This window comes from Metabacillus crassostreae, from assembly GCF_016908395.1.
GTDB lineage: Bacteria > Bacillota > Bacilli > Bacillales > Bacillaceae > Metabacillus > Metabacillus crassostreae.
This window is the reverse complement of sequence record NZ_JAFBDU010000006.1, coordinates 193,358-219,026: the sequence shown is the minus strand read 5'-3', so window position 1 is coordinate 219,026 and position 25,669 is coordinate 193,358. Positions and strand designations below refer to the sequence as shown.

The window sequence follows — 25,669 nt, the reverse complement described above, 5'->3', positions numbered from 1 at the left end:
TAAGTAGAAAAACATCATAATCTGATTTACGGGTAGAAATAAGATCTATTCTTAATTTAGTATTTAATATAGACACACATACTAAATATATAGGGAAATCATATGAATAGTCTTGTAATGGGCATAGTATTCGAAAAATCAATTCAAATACTGTCATTGCAGTTACTACTACAGTATGGTTTCTATCAGCTATTTGTAAATAGATAATAAAGCGATAAAAACCCATAAATTGTCCCCTAAACAGTCTTTATAAAGAATTTGTATACTCTAAATAAAACTCTTCTTTCATTTATATTCCTATGACATTCAATAGAACTATCACAGTCTACCTTGACTAGAAAATATCTCTTCTAATTTCTTTGTTTGTAAATCTATAGGGAAAATAATCACAAAATTGTAATTATCTTTATGCATAAACATTTTCTTTATCTTCTTTTTAGCTTTTTTTAAATATTTGAGATGTGGTGGATATGTGCTAGTGATATCCCATAAACCAAAATATTCAACATAATATTTTTCACCATTTATCCACACTATCCAATCAAACTTTCTTCTTTTATCTCGCTCTTCACTAAACAACTTTTTATATGGTGGTCCTTTTCCGTAAGCAACTTTATTTTTAATCATCCAATTTGTGATATTCTTTTCATCAATTGAATCCCACTTAACTCCTTTCAAATCAAACAAACGTTCTTTGTCTCTAAAATATAACTTTTTGAAATTTTCACCATATTTTTTTCTCAAGTTATAAACATGAAGGTATTCTTTCTCACACTCTTCACACCACCTATGTAGTTGAGTCATATCATTAAAATTATTTCTAAAAAGTCGAATAGCTTTCCATTTTTTACACTTACCGCAGAATTTTATTCCTAAACCATACATCTCTCTCACAAACTTCTTAGTAAACACTCCAGATTCTCTAGCCTTTTTTTCTTGATCATTTTTATAACATTGGATAGGCTACACTTAGTTGGACAGAATTTTTAAGGTCAAGTAGACTACAGATAATACATTTGAGGAGAATCTACATGACCAAAAGAGAACGCCGTACATTTACTGAAGAGTTCAAACAACAGATCGTGCAGCTGTACCAAAATGGGAAACCAAGAAAAGAGATTATTCGTGAGTATGACCTAACTCCTTCTTCTTTAGATAAGTGGGTGGGTCAGAGTCAGAACTCTGGTTCTTTTAAGGAAAAAGACAATGTAACAGATGAACAAAAGGAACTGATCGAACTCCGAAAGAGAAATAAGCAACTCGAAATGGAAAACGACATTTTAAAGCAAGCCGCGCTGATACTAGGACGAAAGTAAATGTTATCAAGAATAATCAACATAAATACTCGATATCAGCAATGTGTAAAGTCCTACAAATCCCAAGAAGCACTTACTATTTTGAAGCGAAAGAAAGAGCAACAGAGGATGACATGACCTCAGATGTGATCGACATTTTCTATGCGAGTCGTCAAAATTATGGGACACGCAAAATCAAAGTAGAATTAAAAAAGCGCGGTCTCATCGTATCTAGAAGACGAATTGGACGTATTATGCAAGAACAGGGTCTTGTATCTACGTATACCATAGCTCAATTTAAGCCGCATACAAAATCATGTAATGAATCCGAACAGAAGAATGAACTAAACCGCGAGTTCAACCAGAGAGAAGAAATGACAGTGGTCGTAAGCGATTTGACATACGTAAGAGTCAATAAAAAATGGCATTACGTATGTGTATTTGTCGATCTCTTTAATCGAGAAATCGTAGGGTTTAGTACAGGTCCAAAGAAAGATGCGTTACTCGTCTATCGTGCATTCGCCTCCATTAAAGTCGACCTTCGTAAAATTCAACTTTTTCATACGGATCGTGGAAATGAGTTTAAAAATAAGCTAATAGACGATGCTTTAAAGACGTTTAACATTCAACGATCTTTAAGTATGAAGGGTTGCCCATATGACAATGCCGTAGCTGAAGCGACGTTTAAAATCATCAAAACAGAGTTTGTTCAAGGGAAACATTTTGATAGTTTAGAAGAATTAACAAGGGAATTACATGACTATGTCCACTGGTTTAATCACATACGAATTCATGGAACACTTGGTTATGTAAGTCCGATCGATTACAAACTTGAACACCTTAAAAAAGTTGTCTAGTTTAGTGTTGACATACCACATGGTATACACAATGTTCTAAAACTATTTCCATCTTTATAAAAATTTGTTGTAGTTTCTTCTAAAAGTTTTTCACACTCTTTACACTTACGTTTACCCTCAATTTGATGTTTATAGAGTCTGTTCTTTCTCCTTAACCCTAGTTGCTTAGTTGCATAAGCTCTAATCGTTTCCCATTTTCTAGGTTTTAATACATCACAAATAGCTTCCTGACCAAGTAAGTAGAAGTTTCTAACTAGAAAATCCTCCTCCCACTCTTGCCATTGGCTCTTTTGAGCTTGTCTAAACAAACCTAATTCATTTCTTTTGGAAGCTACACCTCCTTTCGATCTATTGAGTTCCATCGATATTACATCATCAGATAGTTCTAACCAGTGATTAACTAAAAACTGTAATTCTTTCTCCGTCCACTTTTTTCTGTGTTTTTCTTTAGACATATCAAACAACCAATTCACCTCCCTAATTATTAATGAATCGTTAATATGTTTTTTGTTTTCCCACCTCCCTTAAAAGCTAAATAAAGTACTACAATAAAAAAAGAAGGGTGACAGTCAAAAGTCACCCTTCTTCTTTCAGTTTCATTATTCCGTTTATTGGTTGTTGAATATTTAATATCATTGTTTACCCTACCATTTCTATTTCTGTAATTTGATTTTGATAGTTTCCAACTATTATATATAAATGAACACACTTATGTAGTTCATTTATCTAACATACCACAACAAAAACAAAAATAAAACTTTAAATTCTAACATACATTAAATACAATATCAATAAAAAACAGTACTTTATTTAGCGTTTATATTAATAGTATCATATACGGTAAAAAACACCTGAATATACAGCATTCTCATTGATATAAACTTTTTTTAATAATTAGATCAATTCTATGACAATCAATAATTTTATAGTAGTACTTTATTTGACATCAATAAAATAGTACATAGCTCTACTTATTACTTAATAGGAAACTGTGTACTATTGTTTGTACTATCGAAATTTAACAAATATCTTTTCTCTTTTATTCTTTTCATCAACCCGAATCTCATAGCCTTGTACATTCAAAATTGCTTTAACTTCAACATTTTTTCTCACTAAATTAGAAAAAGCCTGTGATGTCATACCTAATGCCTTTCTAAACTCAGTATATTTAATTTCATCCCTATTAGAATTTTCCTTGATATATATTAAAAATGCCTGAACATTTTTTTTGTTAGTTTTACTATTAACATTGTGTTCTAACATATTCTGAGGAATCCATTTCTCCACCTTACTCTTAGGAAACTTTAAGTTGATCATATCTAATAAAATTTTGTCCTTATGAAACACATACACTTGACCCTCAACATCCTTAGAATTATCCCTTTGTTTACTCCGCTTAATTTCTTGTGAATAATCAACAAGCATGTCAAGCATTTTAACTACCTCAATACTTGAATCATCAAACCTTCTTACACTGCTGTAGTTTGAGCAAGAAATGTCTTCAATTTCAATGTTTCTACATTTTTGTAAAGCCATTGCTTTCCCTATGTAATAGCTTTCTGTCTTATGTAGAATACCGCCTAAGATTACAATGCTACAATCCTTATAGAGGTTACTCCCCCTTGTTGAGCCATAGTGAGCTATAACTACTCTTTCTGACTCAAGATATTCTTTAAGGTATTCTGCAATATATGATTTACTTTCTTTAAATACAGGAAGAAAAACCATTTCAGTAGGATTATCTTTAAGTATTCTGATAACATCCTCACAAAATGCTTTTAACATATCAACATCCTTCATACCTGTCTTTGAACCTTTTACAAGATCACATTGAAAGAAGGTAAGACCTTTATATGAGCGTAACGGTTCAAAATTAATTATATTAAATTTACTATGTTCATATTCTAGTTCAATATCAGCAGTACCATCAAAAATAAAGGTTTTATAGTCTAAAAAACACTTATATTCTTTATACGTACTTGTAGTAAGGGTAATTCTTTCCTCATTAAGTACCTCTTTAGAGCCACCATTCACAATAATACTTTCTAATATATTTGGCATCTGATAAATATTTTGAGTGTAGTCGTACAGCCTATAGAATACTTTCCAAAAGATTTTTGAGAACTTAAAGCTCTTATCTGTTGGATAAAAAATTTCCCTTCCTTTCCATTCGTTAACTTCATATAACGATTCAACCAAATCCACACATTTTTTAAACTCTTCATACTCTTGCTGACTTTCATCAAAATTAAAGTTTTTTAATTTATTTAATATCTCTTCTGTATACCTATAAAATATTTGCAAATCTATGCTATCTACAGAGATCATTTTTGGCTTTTCATCAATAATAAGACAATCACGCTTACATTCCACTCTATTTTTACCATAGAAAAAATAGTTAAACTGATCTAAATTACTAGATTGGAGATACAGTCTTTCTAGAGTCATTATGATTACTGGATAACTCTGTTGTTCTTCACTTTGTGTCCAATATCTACAATCCTGCTTAAAGGGACATGTTTTTCCATGTTTAGCTATACACTTATTAAAATCTGTCCCCCTCTTTGTGTTAATGATACACTCTTCTTGTCTGAAGCCATACATAGGGAAAGCTACTTCTTTACCAACACTACTGTTTAAATAACTTGCTAAATCCTTAACATCTTCTATTCTTCCTACAGCAACAACAGCACCAAAACTTTCGTTCGCTTTAAGCATTTCTTCTAAGTAACTTTTGATTATTAGAGACTTACCAGCGCCCATATCTAATGGTATTAGATATGGCTTTTCTTTAGTTCCTTTATAGAGTATTTGCAATGTATCTTTGATATATTTTCCATGCTTAGTTGAAACATTCTGTCCATAGCTATGTAAAGTATTGACAACTTTATCTACTATTAAATTAACATTGTCTGTATCATCACTATTAAGGACCAGCTCAGATAAATCACTAACTTTAATTGCATTATCTTTTATTCTCTCAATCTCTATTTCAAAATCAATATCATACTTTTCCCATGCATCTATAATGTCTTTCCAATTAAATTCTGTGGCTAGCATTGTTAGTGAGTAGTGTTTACCACAACCAGCACAGTGATACCACATATACTCCTTATCAAACCAAGCACTCGGTCTTCTATCTTCGTGACTTGGCATACAACACTGCATTGAAATGGTTTTCTCGTTTTCTTTTGTAATGTATTGATCAAGCTTTCCACTTAGTAAAGGTAAAATATCACTTCTTTTCGCATTACTAATTTCATAATCAACTTCAATACTATTTCTAAAGACTTTTTGAATTGTTTCTACATCTAACTCTGGCAACGAATCTTTCAAATCTTCTTGAATATATCTATTATTTGGTTCCTTAATCTTAAATCTAACTCCATATGGGTCACTCGGATCTTTTCTATGATAGAAGTGAGGTAAACGCAATAACCTTGATTCGTTGACACATTTGCTATCACCATCAAAATGTTTAACTAACTGCATTTGAATGTGTCTGAATAAATGATGTTGTCCATTTTCTAATAACCAATATACATGGTAACCATTCTTTGTCTCGATAACATAAGATGGTCTTAAAGAAAATGCTAATATTCTTTCTTTCAATTTTTTCTTCCATTCTTTCACCAAACGATAATCATGTCTTAAATCTTTCGGTGCATCAATGTCAACAAACTGACAATTAATGTTTCCACCTTCAATAACGTGTTTATTAGTAGTTGTACAAGAATCCATCCCCTTAAAATTTGGTGAGTTTGGTGTAAAACACACTGCAGTGTGTCCTGCAAACCTGTAGTACTCTTCAATATGCCTAATAAAATTTTCTGTTGTTGCTTCACACACCTTAACAATTTCACCTTTATTGTTTGTAGTATATAGACTGTTACTATCCATAATTATGCTTATTGACATGGCATTCTTTATGTTCTCAGGAATATACCTAATCTCAACAGCATTTTCCCCATGTATATTTGATAAAAATGAAAGTAGTGATTCTCCAATATTATAAAGCTCTTGTATAGTTTCCATATTATCCTCCCAATTTAGTACACAGTTTTCTATAAAGTAATAGGTAGAAAGTGTGTACTATTTTATAGTTCTTTCATAATCCATTAAAAAGTAATAAAAACAAAAAGAACCTCTATTTTTTAGAGGCTCTTATCTTATAAAGAGAGTTCTATCATGTTTTTTATACGTTTTTGGCAACTACCTAGAATTACAGGATAATACATTGATAAAATTAGCACATCTGAACCACAATAGGAGACTTGGACACTCATTTAAACAACTTTTGATATTCAAAGCAGTACACTTCTCCATTAAACCGCTTCTTGTTTGATAAACAGTATTCCTTCACCTTTGGTGAAACAGCTGTACCACATAATATACACTTAGTAGTATCTTGGGGAGTATTACTTTTGAGTGTTTCAACGGAGCCTATGTTGCTTACTGAAGATTTAAGAGCTTGTACATGTCTTTCTCTGATCTTTCCATCAGTTATGTTAGCTTTGTTTAACTGGTCGTACATTTGCTCTATTTGATGCTCTGTGAATATTGGTGAGCCATTTTGAAGCTTTAAGACATTTAACTTTCTTGTAATGAACTCAGAAAGCTCGATATCATAAACAATTAGATCATTAGACTGGATCTTTCTTAGTTCTTGATCAACTTTAAACGTACATCGTTTTGTAAAAGAGATCATTGAAACAATGTTTGAAGAATCTATTTTTACGATTAATCTAAGAGCTGATATATGACCATAGTTTTGATAGAATGGATTCATCATATTTAACTTACCATTGACTGACCAAGTTTTTCTGTCTTTACCACCATAGATTGTTCCTTGATAGTTCTAAGGTTTCTATTACAAAGAATGCGTATTGTGTTAGAACAACATGATCCATTTGTTAGTATCCAGATTTTAGATTTAGCTTCGAAAACATAATGTCACCTCTTTTTTAAAAAAATAGGCACATTAACTCTACTTATCTTTTCGGTTATATTCATAATGTTTTAACTCAGTCAACAATTTATTAGGAGCGTTGAAGTACTTGTTTAGAAGGCTTATGATAAAAGAAATTAATATTTAAAAAAGAAGAGGTATATATCATGTCTAGTTATGAGCTTAGTGACAAAATTGAAATGTATTTAAATAGTGTAATTGAAATTAAAAATTCAATCGATGAAATAACAGGCGGACGTTTCATTGCAAACCATAAGAGAACTCTTTTGTTCAGTGTAATTGATTTACTTGCCAGAGGGGTATATGGAGAAAAGTTTATAAGAGATAGAACCACCATGTTTAAGAGATTCATTTCTAATTTTTGCGAATGGGAATATGGTGAAAGAATCAGCGTACAACAACTAAGCCACCTTTTAAGCAAAACAAATGAAAAAGCGTTTACTAGACTTAAGAATTTTGTAAAAGTAGAATTAGACAAATTTCCTAGTAGTGAACCAGTACCTTTAATTTATGACGCAACACACAAGCAACTTATAAAGTTAATGCCAAAAAATCAAACATCAATCTTAGGAGTAGAACTAACCTCACTTAATCATATCTCTTTACTCTGGGAGCTACGTAACACTTTAGTCCATGAAGCACGTTCTAAGGGTGCTTTACAATTATTTGATTATGAATATGAACCTCACTATATCCATTACAGTACAATTGGAGTATCTGACAGTGGAAATTTGGTGGATGAAAGTGAAGAGTGGAGATTATATCATCCAGTTGAATTTCTACAAACATTGATCGACTTATCTATCCCAAAAGTTAGAGACTACTTAAGAATCAATTTAATTGATCCTTATGAGAACCACAACTTTGATCCATTATGGCAAACGGTAAAGAAAGACAAGCTTCATAAAATTATTGATTAAAGATTCATTTTTATTCGTTTCGCAATAAAGTATACAGGAGATTTTCTATAGATGTATTAACTCGGATCTCTCCTAAAAATTTCAAAATGGAAAATATTTAACAAAATTGATTTTCCCAAAAGGTGTCGTTTTATGACACATATATATAAATAGATATATATACCCTTTAGGATAATAATTACGTAACTACTAACTAAATACTCTATTTATATATATGGTGTAGAAAAAGACACCATTTAGGAAAATACTATAAAAAAGCTAGTAAGGTAAGACTTTATTGATAAGACAAACGCTTATAGCTCTAAGAAATTCTTTTACATCACATTCAGTGGTCGTTGCTCAAACCTGACCAATCTCATTCTCTATACATTTCTGTCGTTCTTAACTCCATGCTATTGTTCCAACCCAAGCATTAAATATTGGTTTATACTTTAAAAAATTGACTCGAATCGGTATAAGGTAAACAGTAGTGTCTGACTTTATGTGTTAATACTAGGCTAGCGTACACTTAAACTACTAATCCTGTAAACCATCCCCCTCCATTGCAAAAAGACCACATTACACACTGTTATGTGGTCTTAATTATCGAGGTTACGTACTCATATCAATCAATAATAGTACTTTAAACTTTTCTTACGAAATAAGTTTAAGATAAAGTGGTTTTCTTCTTTTTAAATCACAAAAATAGGCAATAGCAAGGTTGATGCACAACCTTGCTATTGCCTATAGTACTTTAAAAACAAAATAGATTGTATGAACATGTATAATAGCATTTAAATTTGTCATACCTTTATTTAAGTTTAAAAAGCACCTCTCTTATAGCTCCTTGTTTTTTATGTTTTTCCTCAAGTTCTGTCAAGAGGTTAATGGCAAATTCATAACTAATTAAATAATGATACAAATGTTTTAAAATCTCAGTAAATAAAACTTTATTTAGTGGTAAAGTGTCATCTAAATTGACATATATATCTGGGCCATTTAAAACTTTTTTGCCATATTTTTTAAAGTTACTTAAATCATTTGTTTTCGATAAGCCTGTCTTATCTTTTTCAAAATTAAAAGTTCCATCATATTTTCGATAGATAAATTCAATAAAATCAGTGTACCCTATTCTTTTATTTTTAACAGTAAATGTTATTGCATCCTCCTCTGTGTCTATATCTTCTGCAATACCAATCATTGAATAACTTAGAGAGATTTTAGAATAACCACTTTGAATGTACTTAAGGTAGGACGCTTCCTTAGTTGGACCTTTAGTAGAAGATATAATTTCCTTGAGAAATGGTATTATAAATGCTTTTTCTAATTTTTCCCTTTCCATTTCGTACATTAAATCGAGAACAACATCATTACTTAAAGAAGAAGGCTTTTCTTTTATTAGCCTTCTAAGAATTTGAAATAAATTTTCATCATCCATCCCTAAAATAAACTCTGCAGTAAAATATTCTTGGAAAGATCTATGCTGAAATTTGTAATCTAGTCCATCTAAAATCAGAATACAGACTGATTCTACTAAATCAACTTTGTATTCCTCACCATTAAAATTTATATCAACTATTTTTTTGGCATCTTCAATATAACTCAATAAGGTGCTGTTATCGAATGAGTTCATATCATCTAAGTAGCTTAATGTAGACATAGCAGAGAGGACCTTTTTAAATTCGTCTGATGTTAAGTCTTTATCTGCTCTTTTTTTTCGTTTATATCCTTTTGTGGCATCATGCTGTGAGTAAAGTACATCAAAAGCTCGTCTATAAAAAATATGGATTTTATCTGGTATTTCTGCAAATTCTCGGAAGGTTAGTAACATTATATTTAATAATAATGGATTTGAACAAAAAGATTTATTAGTATCATACAATTTATGCTCTAGCTCATGTAAAAACATGTTTAACTTCAGTGTCATATTTCATATTACCTATTAATGCTAGGGCCTTATCTTTCGAAAGTGGTTCCATTTCCAATTCAGTAAAGTTATTCCATCCATTATATAAAACATCACTTCTTCTTGAGGATAGGATATAGTGATTAGACTTATACTTGTCTGTTAAAGAAATAATATCATTTGTAACTTTTTTCCTTATTGAGTCATCAACCTCATCAAAGCCATCTAAAAAAATTAGATAGCGCCCATTAACCAATGACTTTTCAAAGTACTCTTTCTCAAGATTAAAATTCAACGTTGAAATTGTACTGTACATACAGTCTATTAAACTTTGATCATTATCATTTAAACTTCTTAACTCAACAAAAATCGGTATATAATCTGTATTTGTAATAGTATTTAAAAACAAGTGCTTAAAAAGAGTAGACTTACCAGATCCACCACCGCCTATAATAGCAATATTTCTATCTAGATTAAGTAAATCTTTTATATCATGAGTTTGGATAGTTTGGTCGTTGCTTACCAAATCTATATCAACATAAAAATCGTAAATAGGCATTGGTTTATCACGATATAATAATGTTTTAACTTTAGAATATTTCTCTATAGCAGATGTTAAATAATTTGTAAATGCATCACCTGTCTTCAATCTCAAATTTTTCCATTGACTTGTTCCAACATTATAAATCCCTGTAATTACTTTATCTAAATTTTTGGATATAACATCCGTTGCAATCTTATTAAAATCAATTTGACTATGTATATTCGCCAACTATATCAATCCTTTCTGCTAAAGTATATAAATATCTTATCATTTCAAAACATTGATAGGTATATATATTGTAAAATATTAGAAAAATCACTTAATTGAAAACTAACTAAATTGACAAATATCAATGACCACATTACAATAAATAGTGTGACAATTTCATGTAAGATGGTCAATTTTCGTGAAGGCGTGTACAATTACTGCTATAATATTTTTTCCGGGGCATTAGCTCAGCTGGGAGAGCGCTACGCTGGCAGCGTAGAGGTCAGCGGTTCGATCCCGCTATGCTCCATCATTCAAAACCCTTGTACATCAAGGGTTTTCTTATATCTAGACATCTATTAAAAGGTTCATTTTGATTCTTTGTTGGCAATCTGTTGGCAAATCCAATAAATTGCTCCTCCAACCTCTTTTAACACAATCAATTGAAAAGGCATTATTCGAATCAATACATAACCCAATTTAAATCATAAGGTGAGAGTAGATGAGTGATTGATAAAGCATCATGCATGTTTATTAAATGGTCCAAATAAATGATCAAGGTAATGGACTGGAGAGTTGGTAGGATTATCAGCTTTACTATCGATGAGATTGATAAGGATGAATTGAATGTAGCAAGTAAACTATAAGATAAGCCACTCCTTTTTTAAAAGGAGTGGCTTATCCAAAAAGTTTTACTCAAATAATGAATTAACTGTACTATCAGGTAGAGCCTTTTCCCCACCTATAACAAAATAAATTTCTGCTAAGGTTGAATATCTTTGTACTGTATCTTTTGTAGTTTGTTGAGAATTTGTTGGATGTGTTAAAATAACAGGATTCCAATATGATGCCGCAAATGCAGAACCTGCCAAGGCATCAGGATAGTTTTCACCTGTAGCAATAACCGGATAATCCAAGTCAATCACATCTGCAAAGTATTCAATGATATTACTGTTTGTAGTATAACGATTAGTACCACTTATACGTTCATGTGCAGGAAAAGTATTTGCTACATTATCACTAATAACGCCCTTACCACCAATTACAAAAGAATCCAAAGTCATTTCATCTTTTACAAACTGAGTAACAGAAGGAGGCACTGAATCTTTCTTAGTTAATAATATTGGTATTTCCAATTGTGCTGCGATAGGTGCAATTGATAAAGCATCTGCAAAATCTTCTCCAGTTGCTACAACTACACTTGCTGAATTCCCTACTTGTTTAGCAATATTTACCGAAGTTTCATATCGATCTGTACCACTAATCCTTGTTATAGCAGAGATTCCTAAATCTTTAATTTCTTTTTCTACATTTGAAGTAATAACAGATGTTCCTCCGATAAGAATTACACTTTTAACGCTTAGTCGCTTAAGTTCATCCTTAACACTACTAGGTAGTGTATTCGTGTCAGTTAATAAAAGAGGTGCATTATTTTTATAGGCAAGAGGTGTTGCACTTAACGCGTCTGGAAAATTTCTTCCTGTAGCAATGACCGCAACTTCTGATGTTTCCCAGCCTTCAATTGAGACATTCACAGCAGTCTCAAATCTGTCCGCTCCAGAGATACGATATAATAGAGACTCTTCAGCCTTAGCTTGTCCAAACGGAAGGCTAAGAGTTAACAAAACTGATAGAAAAATTGCCTTTTTCATAATTTCCTCCTAGATTGTTTGTATTGTAATTACAAAGTTATTATACAATCTATTAAATGAAATTGTTAGTTATATTTTATAGACTCAAGGTGGAATATTTCGACATTTTTTGCAGAATATTTTTGTGAAGAAGACTGAAGACATTAAGGTTTGATACTCTTTCTAATTATAAGCCCCTCTCAATTAAGAGTAGGGCTTATATAAATATTATATAACCTCGTACATTCACAAGCTAAAATATATCAACTTCACTTATTATAGGAATGCTACCCACCCCCATATCTACATAAGAAAAGCGCCAGTTAGTACCATATCACAATGCCAGTAACTCTTAAATTATGTTACTTAAGGGCATATAAAAAGACCGTCGATAGACAGTCCTTTTCATAAATTAAACATTCATTAGTTGGATAACAAAAAACGTGTAAATTAGTTGATATTTTCCACATAAAGAAAATGAAAAATATAGACCTTTAATTAACCCATTATTCAAACATACAATTTGTATTAAGCCATCTTTATATCAGCGTACAATAGTGAGTTTAGAATACTCTGGATTAGCTTTAATGTAGTAGTCTAAGGCTAATTGACTTATAGTCTGATTTGTTTTAGATCCTAAACAAATTTCCAAATACCAGGTTTAATTAAGAAAAGTGTATTATAACAATTGTCTTTGGAACTATGTAATAACAATATTAATCTCCACTCGTGCTCATCTTCCCAATGTGATGTTTTACCGGGAGAGCCCATAAAGCCATCTTTATAAAAAAGTTAGTGGGAATACTCTCAATTTCTCCCATAGAAACGAGTTCTAACTATTTAGTAGATCCAAGTGTATTTAATAGGTCAATATTTTTTATAGTCTGAGAAAAGTTCTTTTAATGGTTCTCCTAGTTTTATTATTAAATCTTTAAAATAAGTGAAAGTTTCTGCCATGTCTTCTTTAACATATTCCACTTTTTTAAATCCATAATAATTTTCTATATATAAATCAACTGTTTCTTGGGCATCAGAAGGTAATCTTTTAAAGAATTCCCCATTAAAGTCTCTACTATTATTGTTGTACTTTAGTCCGAAAACCTAGTTCTTATTAATGGTATCATTGCCGGTTATATCCTTATAGTGCTTTCTCTTACTCTTATTAAAAATAATAAAATGAGAATCCTCTTTACTCAATATGATATTTACCAAGATGTAATGGGATAAGTAATATATAAACGTATATAAGACCTAAAGTTCACTCACTGACAGAGTAGATTAGCGATTCAAGCCCACAATACTCCACCTATAAAACAAAACTCCCTTTATAATATAAAAAGAGGAAGCTTTAACTCCAATTTATAGGTTTCTTCAAGCAGATAGAGAAATTGAATCGAGTAAGCATTAATTAATTGAAACGCAAGAACTTAATAAGATACAAAATTTGGAAGATATAATACATCCAAACTTAGTATTTCTTGCTTTAATGGAATCATGAATGTGAATACGTGGTAGTCCACTTCTCCTTTTAAATCTAATCCTCAATGTCGTTTCACTAGACTGATGTTTTCGTTTTACAACTTACTTAACAAATTATTCTTTTGATTATTACACTATACCTTATATCAACAAAAGCCTTATTTTTTTAAAATTAATCCAACTAATTATCATACCTATTAAACTACTTATTAACCTTCTAAACAGGTTAATTCATCTTGTAAAGGGGGAACATAATAGACCTTGGTACTTGTCTCTTTCTAGAGGTGATAATTAGATGATGAGTAAGAAGTCTCCTAATATTGTTTTTTAAAAAAGTACTTTAAAGAATAGAAAGGCCTGTATAAATTTATACAGACCGGAAAACCATCATAGATACGTATTTGATGAAGTCACTAAAAAGTTAATTTAGGTTATTTGTGTAGTTTAATTGCGCAACTATTAATTTCGGTAAGGCACATGTTGTTCAAGGGTTTGCTGATTATGAAGTGTATGAGCAAACCCTTTTGGATGAGGTAATAAGTAATCTTGTGATGGCCAGTGTAAGACTTTTAATTTGTTATATTGAACAGGACCTGGTTCAACATATGCACATGTATTACCTTTTCCGGAAGATGAGTATGGTATGTTTCCTTTTACAGGTTGTTGTTGCATAGGTGATTGCGGCCATCCTTGATAAAAGTTGGCATTTGGGTGAATGTATCCCCCATGATAGCTAGGATTGCCTCCAGTATTATAATATTGATTCAACGTATTTCCTCCTCTTTCATCGTTAATCAGTTATATTTGTATTCAATCAACTGCTTTTTGCTCTTATAATTATTAAAGAAAATGATTGGATTTCTCACAATTTTATATATAGTGAATAGAATAACGTAACAAACATGAATGAGGTGGTGTGCATGATCCCAACACATATTAATAATATTTTTGGAATACGGATAAATAATTCTTCAAATAACGCATCAATAAATTACGGAAATGCCTTGCATAAAGGTCATCAAGCTAATGTGAAAATGAACGCTGGCTATGTACAACCAGGCGATGCCAACTTCAGTCCCTTGCAATTTAATAATGCTAATTTGACAAATGATCCTGATATGACAGATCAAGCTCAAGTACAGGTATAGCTACCGCTTCTTAAACCTTGAATTTGTGTATGAATATCATTAACCATAACAAATATCAGCCTTTCCTCACGTTTTCTAACCTTTACTGTATACTATCTTATACGCTAATACCTAGGAGGAGGAGAAAAGTGGTTTCTCATATTAACAATATTCTTGGAATAAGAATAAATGGAATTTCTACAAACGGTTCGTTAAACTTTGGGAATGTCATACACAAAGGCAATCAAGCAAATCAGAAAGTCTATGCAGGTTATCTACATGCAGGTGACGCAAATCTAAGCCCTCTCCAATTTAACAATTCAAACCGAATTGGAGAACAGGACGGTATTGATCAAGGTCAAACTCAACTCTAATTTTTGACAAGGGAATGAAAATAATGGAAATGCAAATTAATGTGAAAAATATCCGAGTCAACTCTATTAGTACATTAGGTTCTCTTAATGTTGGTAAAATTCTTTTTACTGATAATAAGGCTTCGTCAAAGCAATTTTCTAAACCAGACTATGAGGAAAATGAATTAGACGTCCAAGAAGTCATTGAAGCTGTTCCACCACTCCCTTTTCCTGCTAATCAAATACCTAAATAAATATTTTACTAGGCTCAGTCCAACTTATATTATTAACTAACATGTTAAGGAGTGAAAAATATGGGGTACTATCAGTGGAAAAATCCTCCTTATTATTATCCTCAGCCAGCAATGTATCAACAAATTCGTCCTAAAGACAATTCAGGTTCGCTTGTTCAAACACACCCCAAAGAAAACAACCAAAGAAATAGAGAAACGGCAAATAGTGTTATAGAAAAAGAGGTTTTATCCTCAAACATAATTGATGCCATTATGAAGAAACTTAATCAAATTGAAGAAGAAAATAAAAAACTAAAAGAAGAAATAAGTAATATCAAACCAATAACAATTGAAAATGTGAACTATAAAATTCAGGATCTAAGTGTTCAAGAACTATCTGGAACACTTTTAGTAGGCCTTACTGCTTTAAGTGATGCAGAGGAATTGAAGAAACTTCTTTCGGAGAAGGGACCTGTTAAAATTAACGATATGGATACAGAAGATATGACTGAAAGCGAAGTCGAAAGTAGTGATACCAACTAAGAGGGTGTCCTACTTTCTTCCTCATACAGCATTCTAGATAATAAACGGACTGCTTCTTGCTCATTTTTAGGAAGTTGATTCAGGCCTAACTCTGGTAACATTTTAAACACCCTTGCGATAACTGGTAAATGTAGATTAGCTTTCTTTATGATCTCTTCATTAACTAAAAGGTCTATGCCTCCAACAGTAAGTAATTCCCCATCTTTTAGAATAATAACTAAATCTGCCCATGTAGAAGCAAAGTTAACATCGTGTGTTGATAATAGTATTGTTTTTCCTAAAAAGTTTAAACCTTGTAGAAGACCAGCAACATCGTCCTGACCTTGTGGGTCAAGGTATGACATGGGCTCATCCAGAATAACGATGTCTGGTTTCATTGCAAGCACTCCCGCAATGGCCACCCTTTTCTTTTGACCATAACTTAAATGATATGGAGCACTTTCTTTATATTCAAGCATTCCGACGTTCCCAAGAGCAGCTAAACACACCTCTTGAATTTCTTGTTCACTCTTTTTTAGATTACGTGGACCAAACTCAACATCTTCTAGAACAGTTGATGAAAATACTTGATCATCAGGATCTTGAAAAACTAGCCCTACTTTTTGACGAATGAGTGAGACGTTTTTCTTCGTAAGCTCTTCTCCCATTATACTGACCTTACCTTTTTGGGGAAGTTTTAATCCATTCAAGTGGTGTAGTAAAGTTGACTTTCCAGCACCATTAGGACCAAGCAATGCAACCTTAGTACCTACTGGGATTTTTAAGTTTATATCCTTTAATGCATCCATTCCATTTGGATACTGATAAGTAACATTTTGAAACTCGACAGCGAACATTTTTTATTTCATCTCCTTCTCCATACTGTTAAAGCCTCTTGAAATCATTGCCTCATGAACTCTTATGCTACGATGGTATGATCGTATGAGTAATACACCCATTAATTCTCCTGATCGTTTGTAAGATCTCCAGGATGCAAAGGTTTTGAAGGTAAGGCCCCTTGCTTGCTGAGCAGTCACCATCCTATCTATTTCATCAAAAAGAACAGCTAAATATCTCATTGTAATTTTAATAATTTCAATGATGACAATCGGAACACCGATCTTTCTCATTGTGTGAAAAAGTTCAGTAGGAGATGTAGTTGAGAGTAATAGACAGAGGATAAAATGACATACAAAAAGTTTACTAATTAATAATAGTGCAACCGAAAGACCTTCCTCTGAAATCGTTAATCCCCATATCCATTCTTGTTTTTTTCCTTCTATTGAAAACGGTAATAGAATAATAGCTCCTAAACCAAAAGGTATAAGAAATAGCATTCTTAAAAATACATATCTCCACTTAATTCCCGCCCACACACATAAGAAAAAAACTGTGGTTCCGATAGCATATAGAATAGGATAATTTCTTATGGAGGCAGCTAGGCAAAGGATAATCAGAAGGGTGACCACTCTAACATGCGCTGACTTTATTATTTTTCTTTTTGAACCTGCCTCTGATATATCAAAAAATCCTCCTATCAACACTTTTACCTCCTTAATGTATGGAAGGCTTGTCAATTGGTATAGACAAGCCTTCCTCTTTTACAGGTTTTAACTTAATTGTTTTCTCTTTGCCCAGTGTAGCCATAAGTAAGTTAATAAACCAATAATGGCTATGCCTATTAATCCTGAAATAGCTGTGCTGAAAAATTCTATTGAGATCATCGGAATACTATAGTCAGGAAAAATTGAATACATTGGTTCATTTTCATGTTCTATAAAACTCAAATCATGAGCAACTCTTTCTAAACCATCAGGAAATGACGAGGCAAACGGTGAGATCACAAAAGCAAGAATAATGGTTAACAAAGTAAAATAAAAGAGCCGTTTATTCATGATTAAGTCCTCCCTTTTGTCCAGGTAATAAAAAGGGTTGATCTTCTCGTTTTAGCAAATAATTTACTACCACAACTGTAATAATCCCTTCTCCAATTCCAATAATGGAGTGCCAAGTTACCATTGCTTTTAAGGCTACACCTAAACCAATGATCCCTGAAAGGTAAAGCTCTAAAGAAACTGCGACTGCTGCAGCCAATAATGAAATCCAGGCAGCGAAAAAGATACCTACTGACTTCAACATTTTAGATTTTGAGTTCTCTACAAGTTTATAAATAATATAGCCTAGCCATGGAGCAATAACACCTACATTAAGGAGATTTGCTCCTATTGCTGTTATTCCACCGTCTTGAAAAAATAACGATTGTATAATAATGACTGCAGCCATTATTAATGTCGCTAGCCAAGGACCAAATAGTATCGCAGCTAAAACACCACCTGCTAGATGGCCAGAAGTTGCTCCTGCAACAGGAAAATTGATCATTTGTGCAGCAAAAATAAATGCCGTTACAATCCCTATTAAGGGAATCTGACTACTGTTTTCTTGTAACTTCGCTTTTTTAACTGATAAAGCAACAGCAGCTATGGAAACAGCACCTGTTCCAGACCATACCGCTAAGCTTAAAAAACCGTCAGGAATATGCATCCTATCACCACCCTTTATGCGAACTTTTTGCCTAATTTCCCGGCATCAACCATTGCTGCTAACACATCGGCTATAACCCTAGTGGCTAATAGAGCTGTTTGATCACTTACATCATATGGAGGGGATACTTCTACAACTTCCATACCACAAATTCCTTCTCTAGCCACTAAATCTAAAAATTTCAACCCTTCTCGAGGTAAAAATCCACCTGGTTCTGGCCAACCGGTTCCAGGAACGAAACCACTATCGAAACTATCTATATCAACACTCAAATAGACAGCCTTCGCACCCTTCCAAGCTCTTTCTAATGCGATTTCTGCCACTTTTTCTATTCCTAATCGTTCAATATCTCCGATTGTCATAACTGTTGTATTGAACTTTCTCACATTTTTAACAGCATCTCTTGGAACCTGCCATCCCCCTATTCCAACCTGCACTAGATTTGATGCAGGAGCATTTGGGATATTTGTCGCATGAAACCAGGGAGTTGTATGCATTCGCTCATCCATATCTTTTTCTTGTAAGTCTAAATGGCGATCCATATGAATGATTCCTACCTTACCATCCACATGTTCAGCGATTGCTCTTAAACATGGATAGCCTATTGAATGGTCTCCACCAAGCATAACTGGAAGGGTTCCTTGATTAAAAACATGTGAAACAGCTTTAAAAATTTGATCGAAACTCTTCTCAATATTTGCTATTGTAAAAACATCACCTACATCACACATTTTCAATGATTCCTTTAAATCAACACCTTTTTCATAGCTATAGCTTGTATAAAGCTTTGATATCCGTCGAATGGCTTCAGGTCCAAATCTAGTCCCAGCACGATAAGTAGTCCCGATATCAAAGGGTACACCCATAAAAGCCACATCATATTCCCCAACATGACGCACATCCTCTAAAAAGGGTGTTCGTAAAAAAGTAGGAATACCTGCATATGCTGGTCTTGGTTCTCTTGTAAAAGTTGAAATTGTTCGATCTCCAATTGACGGAGCGGCTTCAAGTCCGTGCTCCACCGAACGTTTTAATGCTTTTTTCTTTTCGATTTCCGGAATCTTCGCTTCTTTCATAGCCTTTTCTATACCTAGTAGATCAGAATCTAAACCACTCTCTAATGCTTTCTTCCTTCTGAAGCTTAAACCATGATTATCAAAAAAACCCACAACAGCACCTCTTTCTTTTGTTGTTCTTTAGCTTCTTGTTGCTTTTTAGGTACCATACATCTCGACGATTATGTATATTTCCATTATTATTCATTTATTCCATATCAATAATTTTCTGCGATAGCGATTTAGTCACTCCAATTTATTATCTCAAACATAAAAATCAGCTCCTATATACTAGAAACTGATTAGTTTTCTTCAAGGTCATTTATTATAACTTTTGCTTTTGATTCATTTGGTCGAATATGACGATGTAAAAGGACGATTAAATAGCCATGATGATAAGAAGCATCAATTTTATCGTGGCGAACTGGATAAGGTAACTTCATCTTTCTCTCAACTTCCCCTTCAAAAATCTCCTGTTGAATTGGTCTAAATCCATGATCATCGACAAATACAGAACCTGTTACCTTTATGGTCTCTTCATAAATATCAATATCGACTTCTTTCAATTTAAGACCAGGAAGTTTAAATATACATAGCAATTCATGACCTGATTCATAAATATTTACGTGAATACCTGACAAATTCTTTTTATTAGGATAAGTCTGTTGGTTGTTTTGGTTTTCAGGATCTAAGTTTTCAAATTGTTCAAATGAAGAAAAGAAATCTTCTCCAAGAAAGTTAGGTAGTGCTCTTTTCCACCCTTTTGGCCAAAAATCATTCACTAAAAGCCCCCCTATCCCCATATCTTATACATATGAAATAAATAAATTATTTGTGCCTATCCTGATTATTCACAAGAGGGTTAATCATAAAATGATAAGAGATACATAAATTTTAATATCTAATTAGTGAGGTGGGCTTTATGGAGGAAAAGAACGAATACATAGTAAGAATAGAAAAGTTAGAACACAATGAAAAACAGATGCGGGAGCAAATAGATCAGTTACGTAAAATGATGGAACATCTGTCTACTATTAACAACAAACAAGAAGTACAACATCCAGATTACTCCCAAAAAATTCTACGGTTAACAGAGGTAAATGAAGAAATGTTTCAACAGCTTGTAAGATTACGAAATTTTATTGAAGAATGTATTGAGCAAAATGTCGTTCCCTCTAACCAAACATATTACTTTGCTTTAAAAGGAGAAAATGGAATATAAAAACTCAATAGAATTTATCAGTATTTTTCTTAAAGTAACTTTTTAATTTATCCATTTTATTAAACTTATGTCAAATAGAAGATTTAAAATTACAGGTTTCTCCATATTTAAAAGGCTTGGCGTAACTCTAAAAGGTTGCGTCTTTTATTATTTTTGGAAAGTTTTCGTGATTTGAAATTCAAAACTAAAATAAAGGTTTTTGAGCATTAATAATGGTTTAAGATTCATAGAACATAAATTAATACAGTTAAATTTTATCTCAATACAAAAAACTCCTTCTTGATAAACAAGGCTATTTCATCAAGATATTTATACTACACAAAATAGTTTATAAAACATTTAATAATAGTACACCGAAAGGAGGAATTAATCATGAAAGCAAAACAGTATGAATGGGTTAAGTCAAACTCTAAATCTTGTCATTCCATCAACAATGATTCTTACCAAGAGGTGGTAGATATAAACTCTGATCACTTTTTTGAAGACAGTGAAGTAGTTTCTCATGGTGGGAACCAAGTAAGTGAAACAGAACAAATTTCATCTGAAGCAATTATTGTTAGAGACTCCTGTGATATCGAGGTTTCTTCAACTGATACTCAGGTAGCTGCTTCTTTACAGGTTGGTATACAAATTGCAATTGCTTTAGTCATTAACTTAACAATTGCTGACACTGATCGAGCAGAAAAAGTCACTCAACAACTATTACAAGAAGCAGATATCAAACAATTAAACAAACAAAAATTAGTTATTGAAAACTCCCGAGATGTAAACATTACAACAACTGATACAGATGTTGCAATCTCTCTACAAGTAATGTTACAAATCCTAATAGCATTACTTGTTAACATTGATATTCTTTAAAATTCTTTTATCAAAGTAGGGGTTCATCCCTACTTTTATTTATATCCTTCTTTCATTTCTACTAATGTACTGACAGTGTTTCCCCTTAAGAGCGTAGCGATCAGCGGTTTGATCCCCCTATGCTCTATCACCCTAAATAAAAGCCCTTCATTAAATAGAAGTGGCTCTTTTAGTATATAAATCTAAAATTATCATAGTAACTTTAAGCTAATTAATAGAAAAAGAACTACAATAATTCTACCTATCTTCATCCTCTAAACACTCAAAACAATAAACCTGTGCATCATTAACAACACCATTTAAAAACCCATCAATACAATACACCGTTTTATTGCACTTTAAGCAGACACCTACTTTTTCAACCATAAGCTCCTCCTATATGTTAAAACGTACCATAATGTACAATTGTCTCTTTGGGATGAATTTCTTTCTTATTAGGTTCTTCTTTTTGGTATCCTAATCCTAAAATGGCTACTACTTGTCGTTCTTGAGGGATGTTCAATACTGTTCTGACAAATTGTTCTCTTTGCTCTGATTCGATATCATCTGATATATTGAAAATTGCACCAAAGGCACAGCCAACTCCTTCATTTACTGCTGCTAGCCATATAAAACTACTTGCAATTGAGGCATCCTGTAGCCAATATTTACTTACTTTTGGGTTACCTGTAATAATAATTGCACTTTGAGCTTCTTTTAGCCATTTCACATAAGGTGTCGTGCTTGATAATTGATCTAATGTTTCACGTTTTTTCACCACAATAAATTCTCTAGAAGGTAAATTGTTTCCTGTTGGTGATAAGATTGCTTGATTTAGTATTTCCTCCATCACCTCTGAGCTTATTTCACGATCTAGAAAGCTTGTTATCTCTCGGCGTTTATTAACGACATCCTTAAATTCCAAAGATAACCCCTCCATTTTCAATTAATTTTAAAGATATATTATATATATATCTTTATTCCAACAGGAATAGTGTGAAAAATCAATCATTTCATCTTCCTTATAAAAAAATAAACACCTTGTATGTAAGGTGTTTATTTTTAATTACTGATTTGTTAGTTTTTCTTTCTTATGTTCAGTAATATCACTAAACATTCCTGCATATTGAACAACTTCTCCAGCATCATTTTTAACAGCACTAATTGTTAACCATTCTAAATAGTTTCTCCCATCTTTTCGTCGATTCCATATTTCTCCTTGCCATGAGCCTTTCTTTTCGATTGTTAACCACATTTCTTTATAAAACTCTTTCTTTTGAATACCAGATTTAAGCATGTTTGGATTTTTTCCGATGACCTCTGTATCTTGATATCCTGTTAGCTTTGTAAAGGCAGGATTAACAGAAATAATTTTACCCTGTTTATCAGTAACCATTATCCCCTCTGCTGTATGGTTAATAACCTGATTAGCAAGACCAAGCTTATCTTGATAATACATCCAAATAACAAGAACTAGACTTGCTAGTGCAACTTCAGATAACGCCATAAACCCAATTGCATAATGGCCTGTTAAATTAAATAATATGGCCAATATAAGTGGTGGGAAGAAGCCTCCTAATCCACCCATTGCAGAAACAATACCGTTTACAACACCGGCTTGTTTAGAGAAATAGGTTGGAACAAGTTTAAATATAACTCCGTTCCCAATTCCCGCACATAAAGCAATGGTTAAACAGCCAACTGTATACAACGTAATAGAAGGTGCAAAAGATAAAAGCATAGCCGCTATCGTAAAACCTCCGAACACAAACATTAATAATTTAAGAGGATGATAGCGATCTGCTAGCCAGCCCCCTAGCGGTCTCATTAGTGTTGCAAGTACGATAAATCCAGCTGTTCTAATACCAGCATCTACTTTTTCCAATCCGAAATTGGCAACTAAAAAGTTTGGTAGATAAATTGTAAAGGCTACAAAAGAACCAAACGTAATAAAGTAAAATAAGCATAGCTGCCACATCGTTGGATTTTTATAAACACCTTGTATTTGTTTCATAAGAGGTGCCTTCATTTTCGGCTCTTCTTTATCACCAAGGAAAAAGTTAATAACAACAAAGATTGCGAGAATAATGAGATAAAATTGTATTGTTAAAGACCAACCAAATTTCGAAGCTAAAACTGGTGCTGCGAACGTGCTTATCGCTGTTCCTAAATTACCTGCACCATAAATCCCATTTACAAATCCATGTCTTTCCTTTGGATAATATTTAGGTAATGAGGTAACACCAACAGAAAATACAGCTCCACCAACTCCTAAAAATAGGCCACCAATTAATAAATCTACAAGTGAGTTAGCAATACTAATGTAGTACACAGGAGGTAGTAGAAGAATAAAGCTAATCATGAACACTTTTCTAGCTCCAATTAGATTTGCATAATAGCCTAGTGGAATTCGTAAAATTGATCCCAAAATTACAGGAATAGCTGTCACCCATGCTAGTTGTTCAGGGGCAATGGGAATGTCTTCTTTAATAAAGGGTAATAATGAGGATATGATCACCCATACCATAAATCCTAAAACTAAGTTTAATGTTTGTAATGGGAGTTGCAGTTTTTTAATCATCGCAACCTTCTCCTTACTTTTGATAGTTTTATAGAGCTCTTTTAGCTATATTGTCGTTAAGATTTGGTAAACAGTAATGAAATAATGTCTAGCTGCTTCTTTTCTTCACTTAACAAGCTCTCTTTATTAAATAAGTTAAACAAGTTTCATCATCATAGGCGCTCCAGATGTCGCCTTTTCTTGTCACTTTACATGTTTTTGGAAAAGCAATAAATGACCGTTGATCAAAGTAAAGTCGAATATGTGTACCATCAGGACAAAGTTTCGAGCTTTGAATGGTTTTATTCATCCAGGAAGGCTGTTCTTCCTTATCACTTCCCTGAATGGTTACTTTAACTGGAATGGAAACAAAGTCCGACAATTGTAAAGAATTAATGTGGTCCACAAGATTGACATCCCTTCTTATAAGGATAAATGTATAATTGATAGCCTTGAAGGTAGGTCCAAAATTGAGCAGTTGCACAATTTTCCAAATAATGGAGAATATCTTGTTCTGACTCCCAGTCACTCATACCCTTTACTTCTGCAACAACAATGTCTAGACCATCTTGGTTTTTTTCATCTAGAAACCAATTTAGTCGTTTTTCTATGAACAAATCCTTAAAGAGATGGTGAATTTCCTTAGAAAAACTTCCTTGTTCCTCTCTAATAAAACAAAAATCTAGGTAAGTCTCATTTTTCATTTTGTTCACACACCCTGTCGTTTTTTATCTCTTTTATAAATAAGAAGTGCTAGTGGAAACAATAAAATATTTAATCCACAAAAAATGATGCTCGTTATATAGTTTTCAAAATAATATTGATGAACCATATATTGAGTGAAAATAATATTCAAAAATAAGAAGATACAAAGAATGATTACATTAAGATACTTACGCTTCATAACGCTTCACCCTAATTGCATAAATTACACCATTTTCAACTTTCACTTGAATTTCAGGTAGAGGTCTTCTTGGTGGACCAGCTGTTGGAGCACCTGTGTTTGCATCAAATTTTCCATGGTGGCAAGGACAGATCATTTCTCCCTCTTCCTTCACCCAAAATACAGGACAGCGTAAGTGTGTACATGCATTTTGATAGGCGACAAATTTATTTTCTCCTAAGCGAATCAAAAGAGCACTGTCATGTTCACTAGGAAAAGCAAATTTCACAGAATCTCCTACTGCTACTGCATTTACATCAGCAATTTTCATTTTAGGATATTCCTTGTTTGATAGACCCAATAGCTCTTTTGCTGCAACTGCTCCCCATGGTAAGGAAGAGACTGCAAACAAACCTGCTGCACCAACTAGTGTTTTCATAAATCCTCTACGATCCAACATACGCTCATTATTTCGATTAATATTGTGTGTGTAATTATCTTCTTCAAATGGTATTTTATTGTTGTTTTCCATCATCTCCACTTCCT

28 protein-coding genes, 1 tRNA gene and 1 pseudogene are annotated in these 25,669 nt (G+C 32.7%); 9 read left to right on the top strand and 21 right to left on the bottom strand.

Going from position 1 to position 25,669, the window contains the following annotated elements; translation table 11 throughout:
- Positions 1-318: 318 nt before the first annotated feature.
- Positions 319-912, bottom strand: coding sequence for a hypothetical protein (locus JOC75_RS17550; RefSeq protein ID WP_204955291.1), 594 nt, complete (start codon positions 910-912; stop codon positions 319-321).
- Between the two features lie 119 nt (positions 913-1,031).
- Here JOC75_RS17550 and JOC75_RS17545 point away from each other — a divergent pair.
- Positions 1,032-2,152, top strand: a protein-coding gene (locus tag JOC75_RS17545; RefSeq protein ID WP_204955290.1) for an IS3 family transposase whose coding sequence is annotated in 2 segments (ribosomal slippage) — positions 1,032-1,281 and positions 1,281-2,152 — 1,122 coding nt in all. Because the reading frame shifts where the segments join, the coding sequence is not laid out codon by codon here.
- On the opposite strand, the gene JOC75_RS17540 is transcribed toward JOC75_RS17545, so the two are convergent.
- The 3 genes and pseudogenes from JOC75_RS17540 to JOC75_RS17530 form a co-directional block, all read right to left on the bottom strand.
- Positions 2,149-2,616 carry a hypothetical protein gene (locus tag JOC75_RS17540; protein WP_204955289.1) on the bottom strand — a complete coding sequence of 156 codons (468 nt, stop codon included), beginning with the start codon at positions 2,614-2,616 and terminating at the stop codon, positions 2,149-2,151. The genes JOC75_RS17545 and JOC75_RS17540 overlap by 4 nt on opposite strands.
- Before the next feature lie 544 nt (positions 2,617-3,160).
- On the bottom strand, positions 3,161-6,187 hold the full coding sequence (locus JOC75_RS17535; RefSeq protein WP_204955288.1) for a DNA-primase RepB domain-containing protein: 3,027 nt from the start codon (positions 6,185-6,187) through the stop codon (positions 3,161-3,163).
- Positions 6,188-6,434: 247 nt separating this feature from the next.
- A pseudogene (locus JOC75_RS17530) lies at positions 6,435-6,998 on the bottom strand (nuclease-related domain-containing protein); the annotation flags it as partial.
- A 269-nt stretch (positions 6,999-7,267) separates the two neighbouring features.
- Here JOC75_RS17530 and JOC75_RS17525 point away from each other — a divergent pair.
- Positions 7,268-8,041: a hypothetical protein gene (locus JOC75_RS17525; RefSeq protein WP_204955284.1), complete on the top strand. Its 774-nt coding sequence runs from the start codon at positions 7,268-7,270 to the stop codon at positions 8,039-8,041.
- 790 nt (positions 8,042-8,831) lie between these two features.
- On the opposite strand, the gene JOC75_RS17520 is transcribed toward JOC75_RS17525, so the two are convergent.
- Together JOC75_RS17520 and JOC75_RS17515 are read right to left on the bottom strand one after the other, a co-directional pair.
- Entirely contained in the window at positions 8,832-9,929 is a 1,098-nt protein-coding gene (locus JOC75_RS17520; protein ID WP_204955282.1) for an NACHT domain-containing protein, read from the bottom strand.
- On the bottom strand, positions 9,916-10,698 hold the full coding sequence (locus JOC75_RS17515; RefSeq protein WP_204955281.1) for an NACHT domain-containing protein: 783 nt from the start codon (positions 10,696-10,698) through the stop codon (positions 9,916-9,918). The genes JOC75_RS17520 and JOC75_RS17515 overlap by 14 nt, the downstream gene beginning before the upstream one ends.
- Before the next feature lie 216 nt (positions 10,699-10,914).
- Between JOC75_RS17515 and JOC75_RS17510 the strand changes: the two genes are divergently transcribed.
- Positions 10,915-10,987: transfer RNA gene (locus JOC75_RS17510), tRNA-Ala, on the top strand.
- A gap of 382 nt (positions 10,988-11,369) precedes the next feature.
- Here the strand turns inward: JOC75_RS17510 and JOC75_RS17505 are convergent.
- Both JOC75_RS17505 and JOC75_RS17500 read right to left on the bottom strand, forming a co-directional pair.
- Positions 11,370-12,329, bottom strand: coding sequence for a cell wall-binding repeat-containing protein (locus JOC75_RS17505; RefSeq protein ID WP_204955280.1), 960 nt, complete (start codon positions 12,327-12,329; stop codon positions 11,370-11,372).
- Between the two features lie 1,917 nt (positions 12,330-14,246).
- Positions 14,247-14,555 carry a hypothetical protein gene (locus JOC75_RS17500; protein WP_204955278.1) on the bottom strand — a complete coding sequence of 103 codons (309 nt, stop codon included), beginning with the start codon at positions 14,553-14,555 and terminating at the stop codon, positions 14,247-14,249.
- 152 nt (positions 14,556-14,707) lie between these two features.
- Here JOC75_RS17500 and JOC75_RS17495 point away from each other — a divergent pair, with 152 nt between their 5' ends.
- The 4 genes from JOC75_RS17495 to gerPC all read left to right on the top strand — a co-directional run bounded on the left by JOC75_RS17495 (position 14,708) and on the right by gerPC (position 16,043).
- Positions 14,708-14,935, top strand: coding sequence for a spore germination protein (locus JOC75_RS17495; RefSeq protein WP_204955277.1), 228 nt, complete (start codon positions 14,708-14,710; stop codon positions 14,933-14,935).
- A 128-nt stretch (positions 14,936-15,063) separates the two neighbouring features.
- Positions 15,064-15,288 carry a spore germination protein gene (locus JOC75_RS17490; protein ID WP_338036604.1) on the top strand — a complete coding sequence of 75 codons (225 nt, stop codon included), beginning with the start codon at positions 15,064-15,066 and terminating at the stop codon, positions 15,286-15,288.
- Between the two features lie 23 nt (positions 15,289-15,311).
- The gene (locus JOC75_RS17485; protein WP_204955274.1) at positions 15,312-15,521 is read left to right on the top strand and encodes a hypothetical protein; all 210 of its coding nucleotides are present in this window, start codon (positions 15,312-15,314) and stop codon (positions 15,519-15,521) included.
- 60 nt (positions 15,522-15,581) lie between these two features.
- Positions 15,582-16,043: a spore germination protein GerPC gene (gene gerPC, locus JOC75_RS17480; RefSeq protein WP_204955273.1), complete on the top strand. Its 462-nt coding sequence runs from the start codon at positions 15,582-15,584 to the stop codon at positions 16,041-16,043.
- Here the strand turns inward: gerPC and JOC75_RS17475 are convergent.
- From JOC75_RS17475 to JOC75_RS17450, 6 genes are all read right to left on the bottom strand, one after another.
- Positions 16,040-16,879, bottom strand: coding sequence for an ATP-binding cassette domain-containing protein (locus JOC75_RS17475; RefSeq protein WP_204955271.1), 840 nt, complete (start codon positions 16,877-16,879; stop codon positions 16,040-16,042). The genes gerPC and JOC75_RS17475 overlap by 4 nt on opposite strands.
- Before the next feature lie 3 nt (positions 16,880-16,882).
- On the bottom strand, positions 16,883-17,563 hold the full coding sequence (cbiQ, locus tag JOC75_RS17470) for a cobalt ECF transporter T component CbiQ (protein ID WP_204955269.1): 681 nt from the start codon (positions 17,561-17,563) through the stop codon (positions 16,883-16,885).
- 69 nt (positions 17,564-17,632) lie between these two features.
- Entirely contained in the window at positions 17,633-17,917 is a 285-nt protein-coding gene (locus tag JOC75_RS17465; RefSeq protein WP_204955268.1) for a PDGLE domain-containing protein, read from the bottom strand.
- Entirely contained in the window at positions 17,910-18,563 is a 654-nt protein-coding gene (locus JOC75_RS17460) for an energy-coupling factor ABC transporter permease (protein WP_204955267.1), read from the bottom strand. Before JOC75_RS17460 ends, JOC75_RS17465 begins: the two co-directional genes overlap by 8 nt.
- A gap of 14 nt (positions 18,564-18,577) precedes the next feature.
- Entirely contained in the window at positions 18,578-19,732 is a 1,155-nt protein-coding gene (locus JOC75_RS17455; protein ID WP_204955265.1) for an arginase family protein, read from the bottom strand.
- Between the two features lie 188 nt (positions 19,733-19,920).
- Positions 19,921-20,400, bottom strand: a complete 480-nt coding sequence (locus JOC75_RS17450; RefSeq protein ID WP_204955263.1) for an Hsp20 family protein — start codon at positions 20,398-20,400, stop codon at positions 19,921-19,923.
- Positions 20,401-20,540: 140 nt separating this feature from the next.
- Between JOC75_RS17450 and JOC75_RS17445 the strand changes: the two genes are divergently transcribed.
- Positions 20,541-20,840 carry a hypothetical protein gene (locus JOC75_RS17445; RefSeq protein ID WP_204955262.1) on the top strand — a complete coding sequence of 100 codons (300 nt, stop codon included), beginning with the start codon at positions 20,541-20,543 and terminating at the stop codon, positions 20,838-20,840.
- Positions 20,841-21,212: 372 nt separating this feature from the next.
- Positions 21,213-21,701: a spore coat protein gene (locus tag JOC75_RS17440; protein WP_204955261.1), complete on the top strand. Its 489-nt coding sequence runs from the start codon at positions 21,213-21,215 to the stop codon at positions 21,699-21,701.
- A 237-nt stretch (positions 21,702-21,938) separates the two neighbouring features.
- Here JOC75_RS17440 and JOC75_RS24285 read toward each other — a convergent pair whose 3' ends face one another.
- The 7 genes from JOC75_RS24285 to JOC75_RS17410 all read right to left on the bottom strand — a co-directional run bounded on the left by JOC75_RS24285 (position 21,939) and on the right by JOC75_RS17410 (position 25,658).
- A complete protein-coding gene (locus JOC75_RS24285; protein WP_275580344.1) occupies positions 21,939-22,067 on the bottom strand; it encodes a hypothetical protein in 129 nt (42 codons plus the stop codon).
- A gap of 16 nt (positions 22,068-22,083) precedes the next feature.
- Positions 22,084-22,605, bottom strand: coding sequence for a nitroreductase family protein (locus JOC75_RS17435; RefSeq protein WP_239589548.1), 522 nt, complete (start codon positions 22,603-22,605; stop codon positions 22,084-22,086).
- 141 nt (positions 22,606-22,746) lie between these two features.
- Complete coding sequence (locus JOC75_RS17430; protein ID WP_204955259.1) at positions 22,747-24,261, bottom strand: MFS transporter; 1,515 nt, start codon at positions 24,259-24,261, stop codon at positions 22,747-22,749.
- Between the two features lie 109 nt (positions 24,262-24,370).
- Positions 24,371-24,646 (bottom strand): hypothetical protein, encoded by a 276-nt coding sequence (locus JOC75_RS17425; RefSeq protein ID WP_204955258.1) that lies wholly within the window; start codon positions 24,644-24,646, stop codon positions 24,371-24,373.
- Positions 24,633-24,944, bottom strand: coding sequence for a hypothetical protein (locus JOC75_RS17420; RefSeq protein ID WP_204955257.1), 312 nt, complete (start codon positions 24,942-24,944; stop codon positions 24,633-24,635). Before JOC75_RS17420 ends, JOC75_RS17425 begins: the two co-directional genes overlap by 14 nt.
- A gap of 5 nt (positions 24,945-24,949) precedes the next feature.
- Positions 24,950-25,144 (bottom strand): hypothetical protein, encoded by a 195-nt coding sequence (locus JOC75_RS17415; RefSeq protein ID WP_204955256.1) that lies wholly within the window; start codon positions 25,142-25,144, stop codon positions 24,950-24,952.
- Entirely contained in the window at positions 25,134-25,658 is a 525-nt protein-coding gene (locus tag JOC75_RS17410) for a Rieske (2Fe-2S) protein (protein ID WP_204955255.1), read from the bottom strand. Before JOC75_RS17410 ends, JOC75_RS17415 begins: the two co-directional genes overlap by 11 nt.
- Positions 25,659-25,669 lie beyond the last annotated feature (11 nt).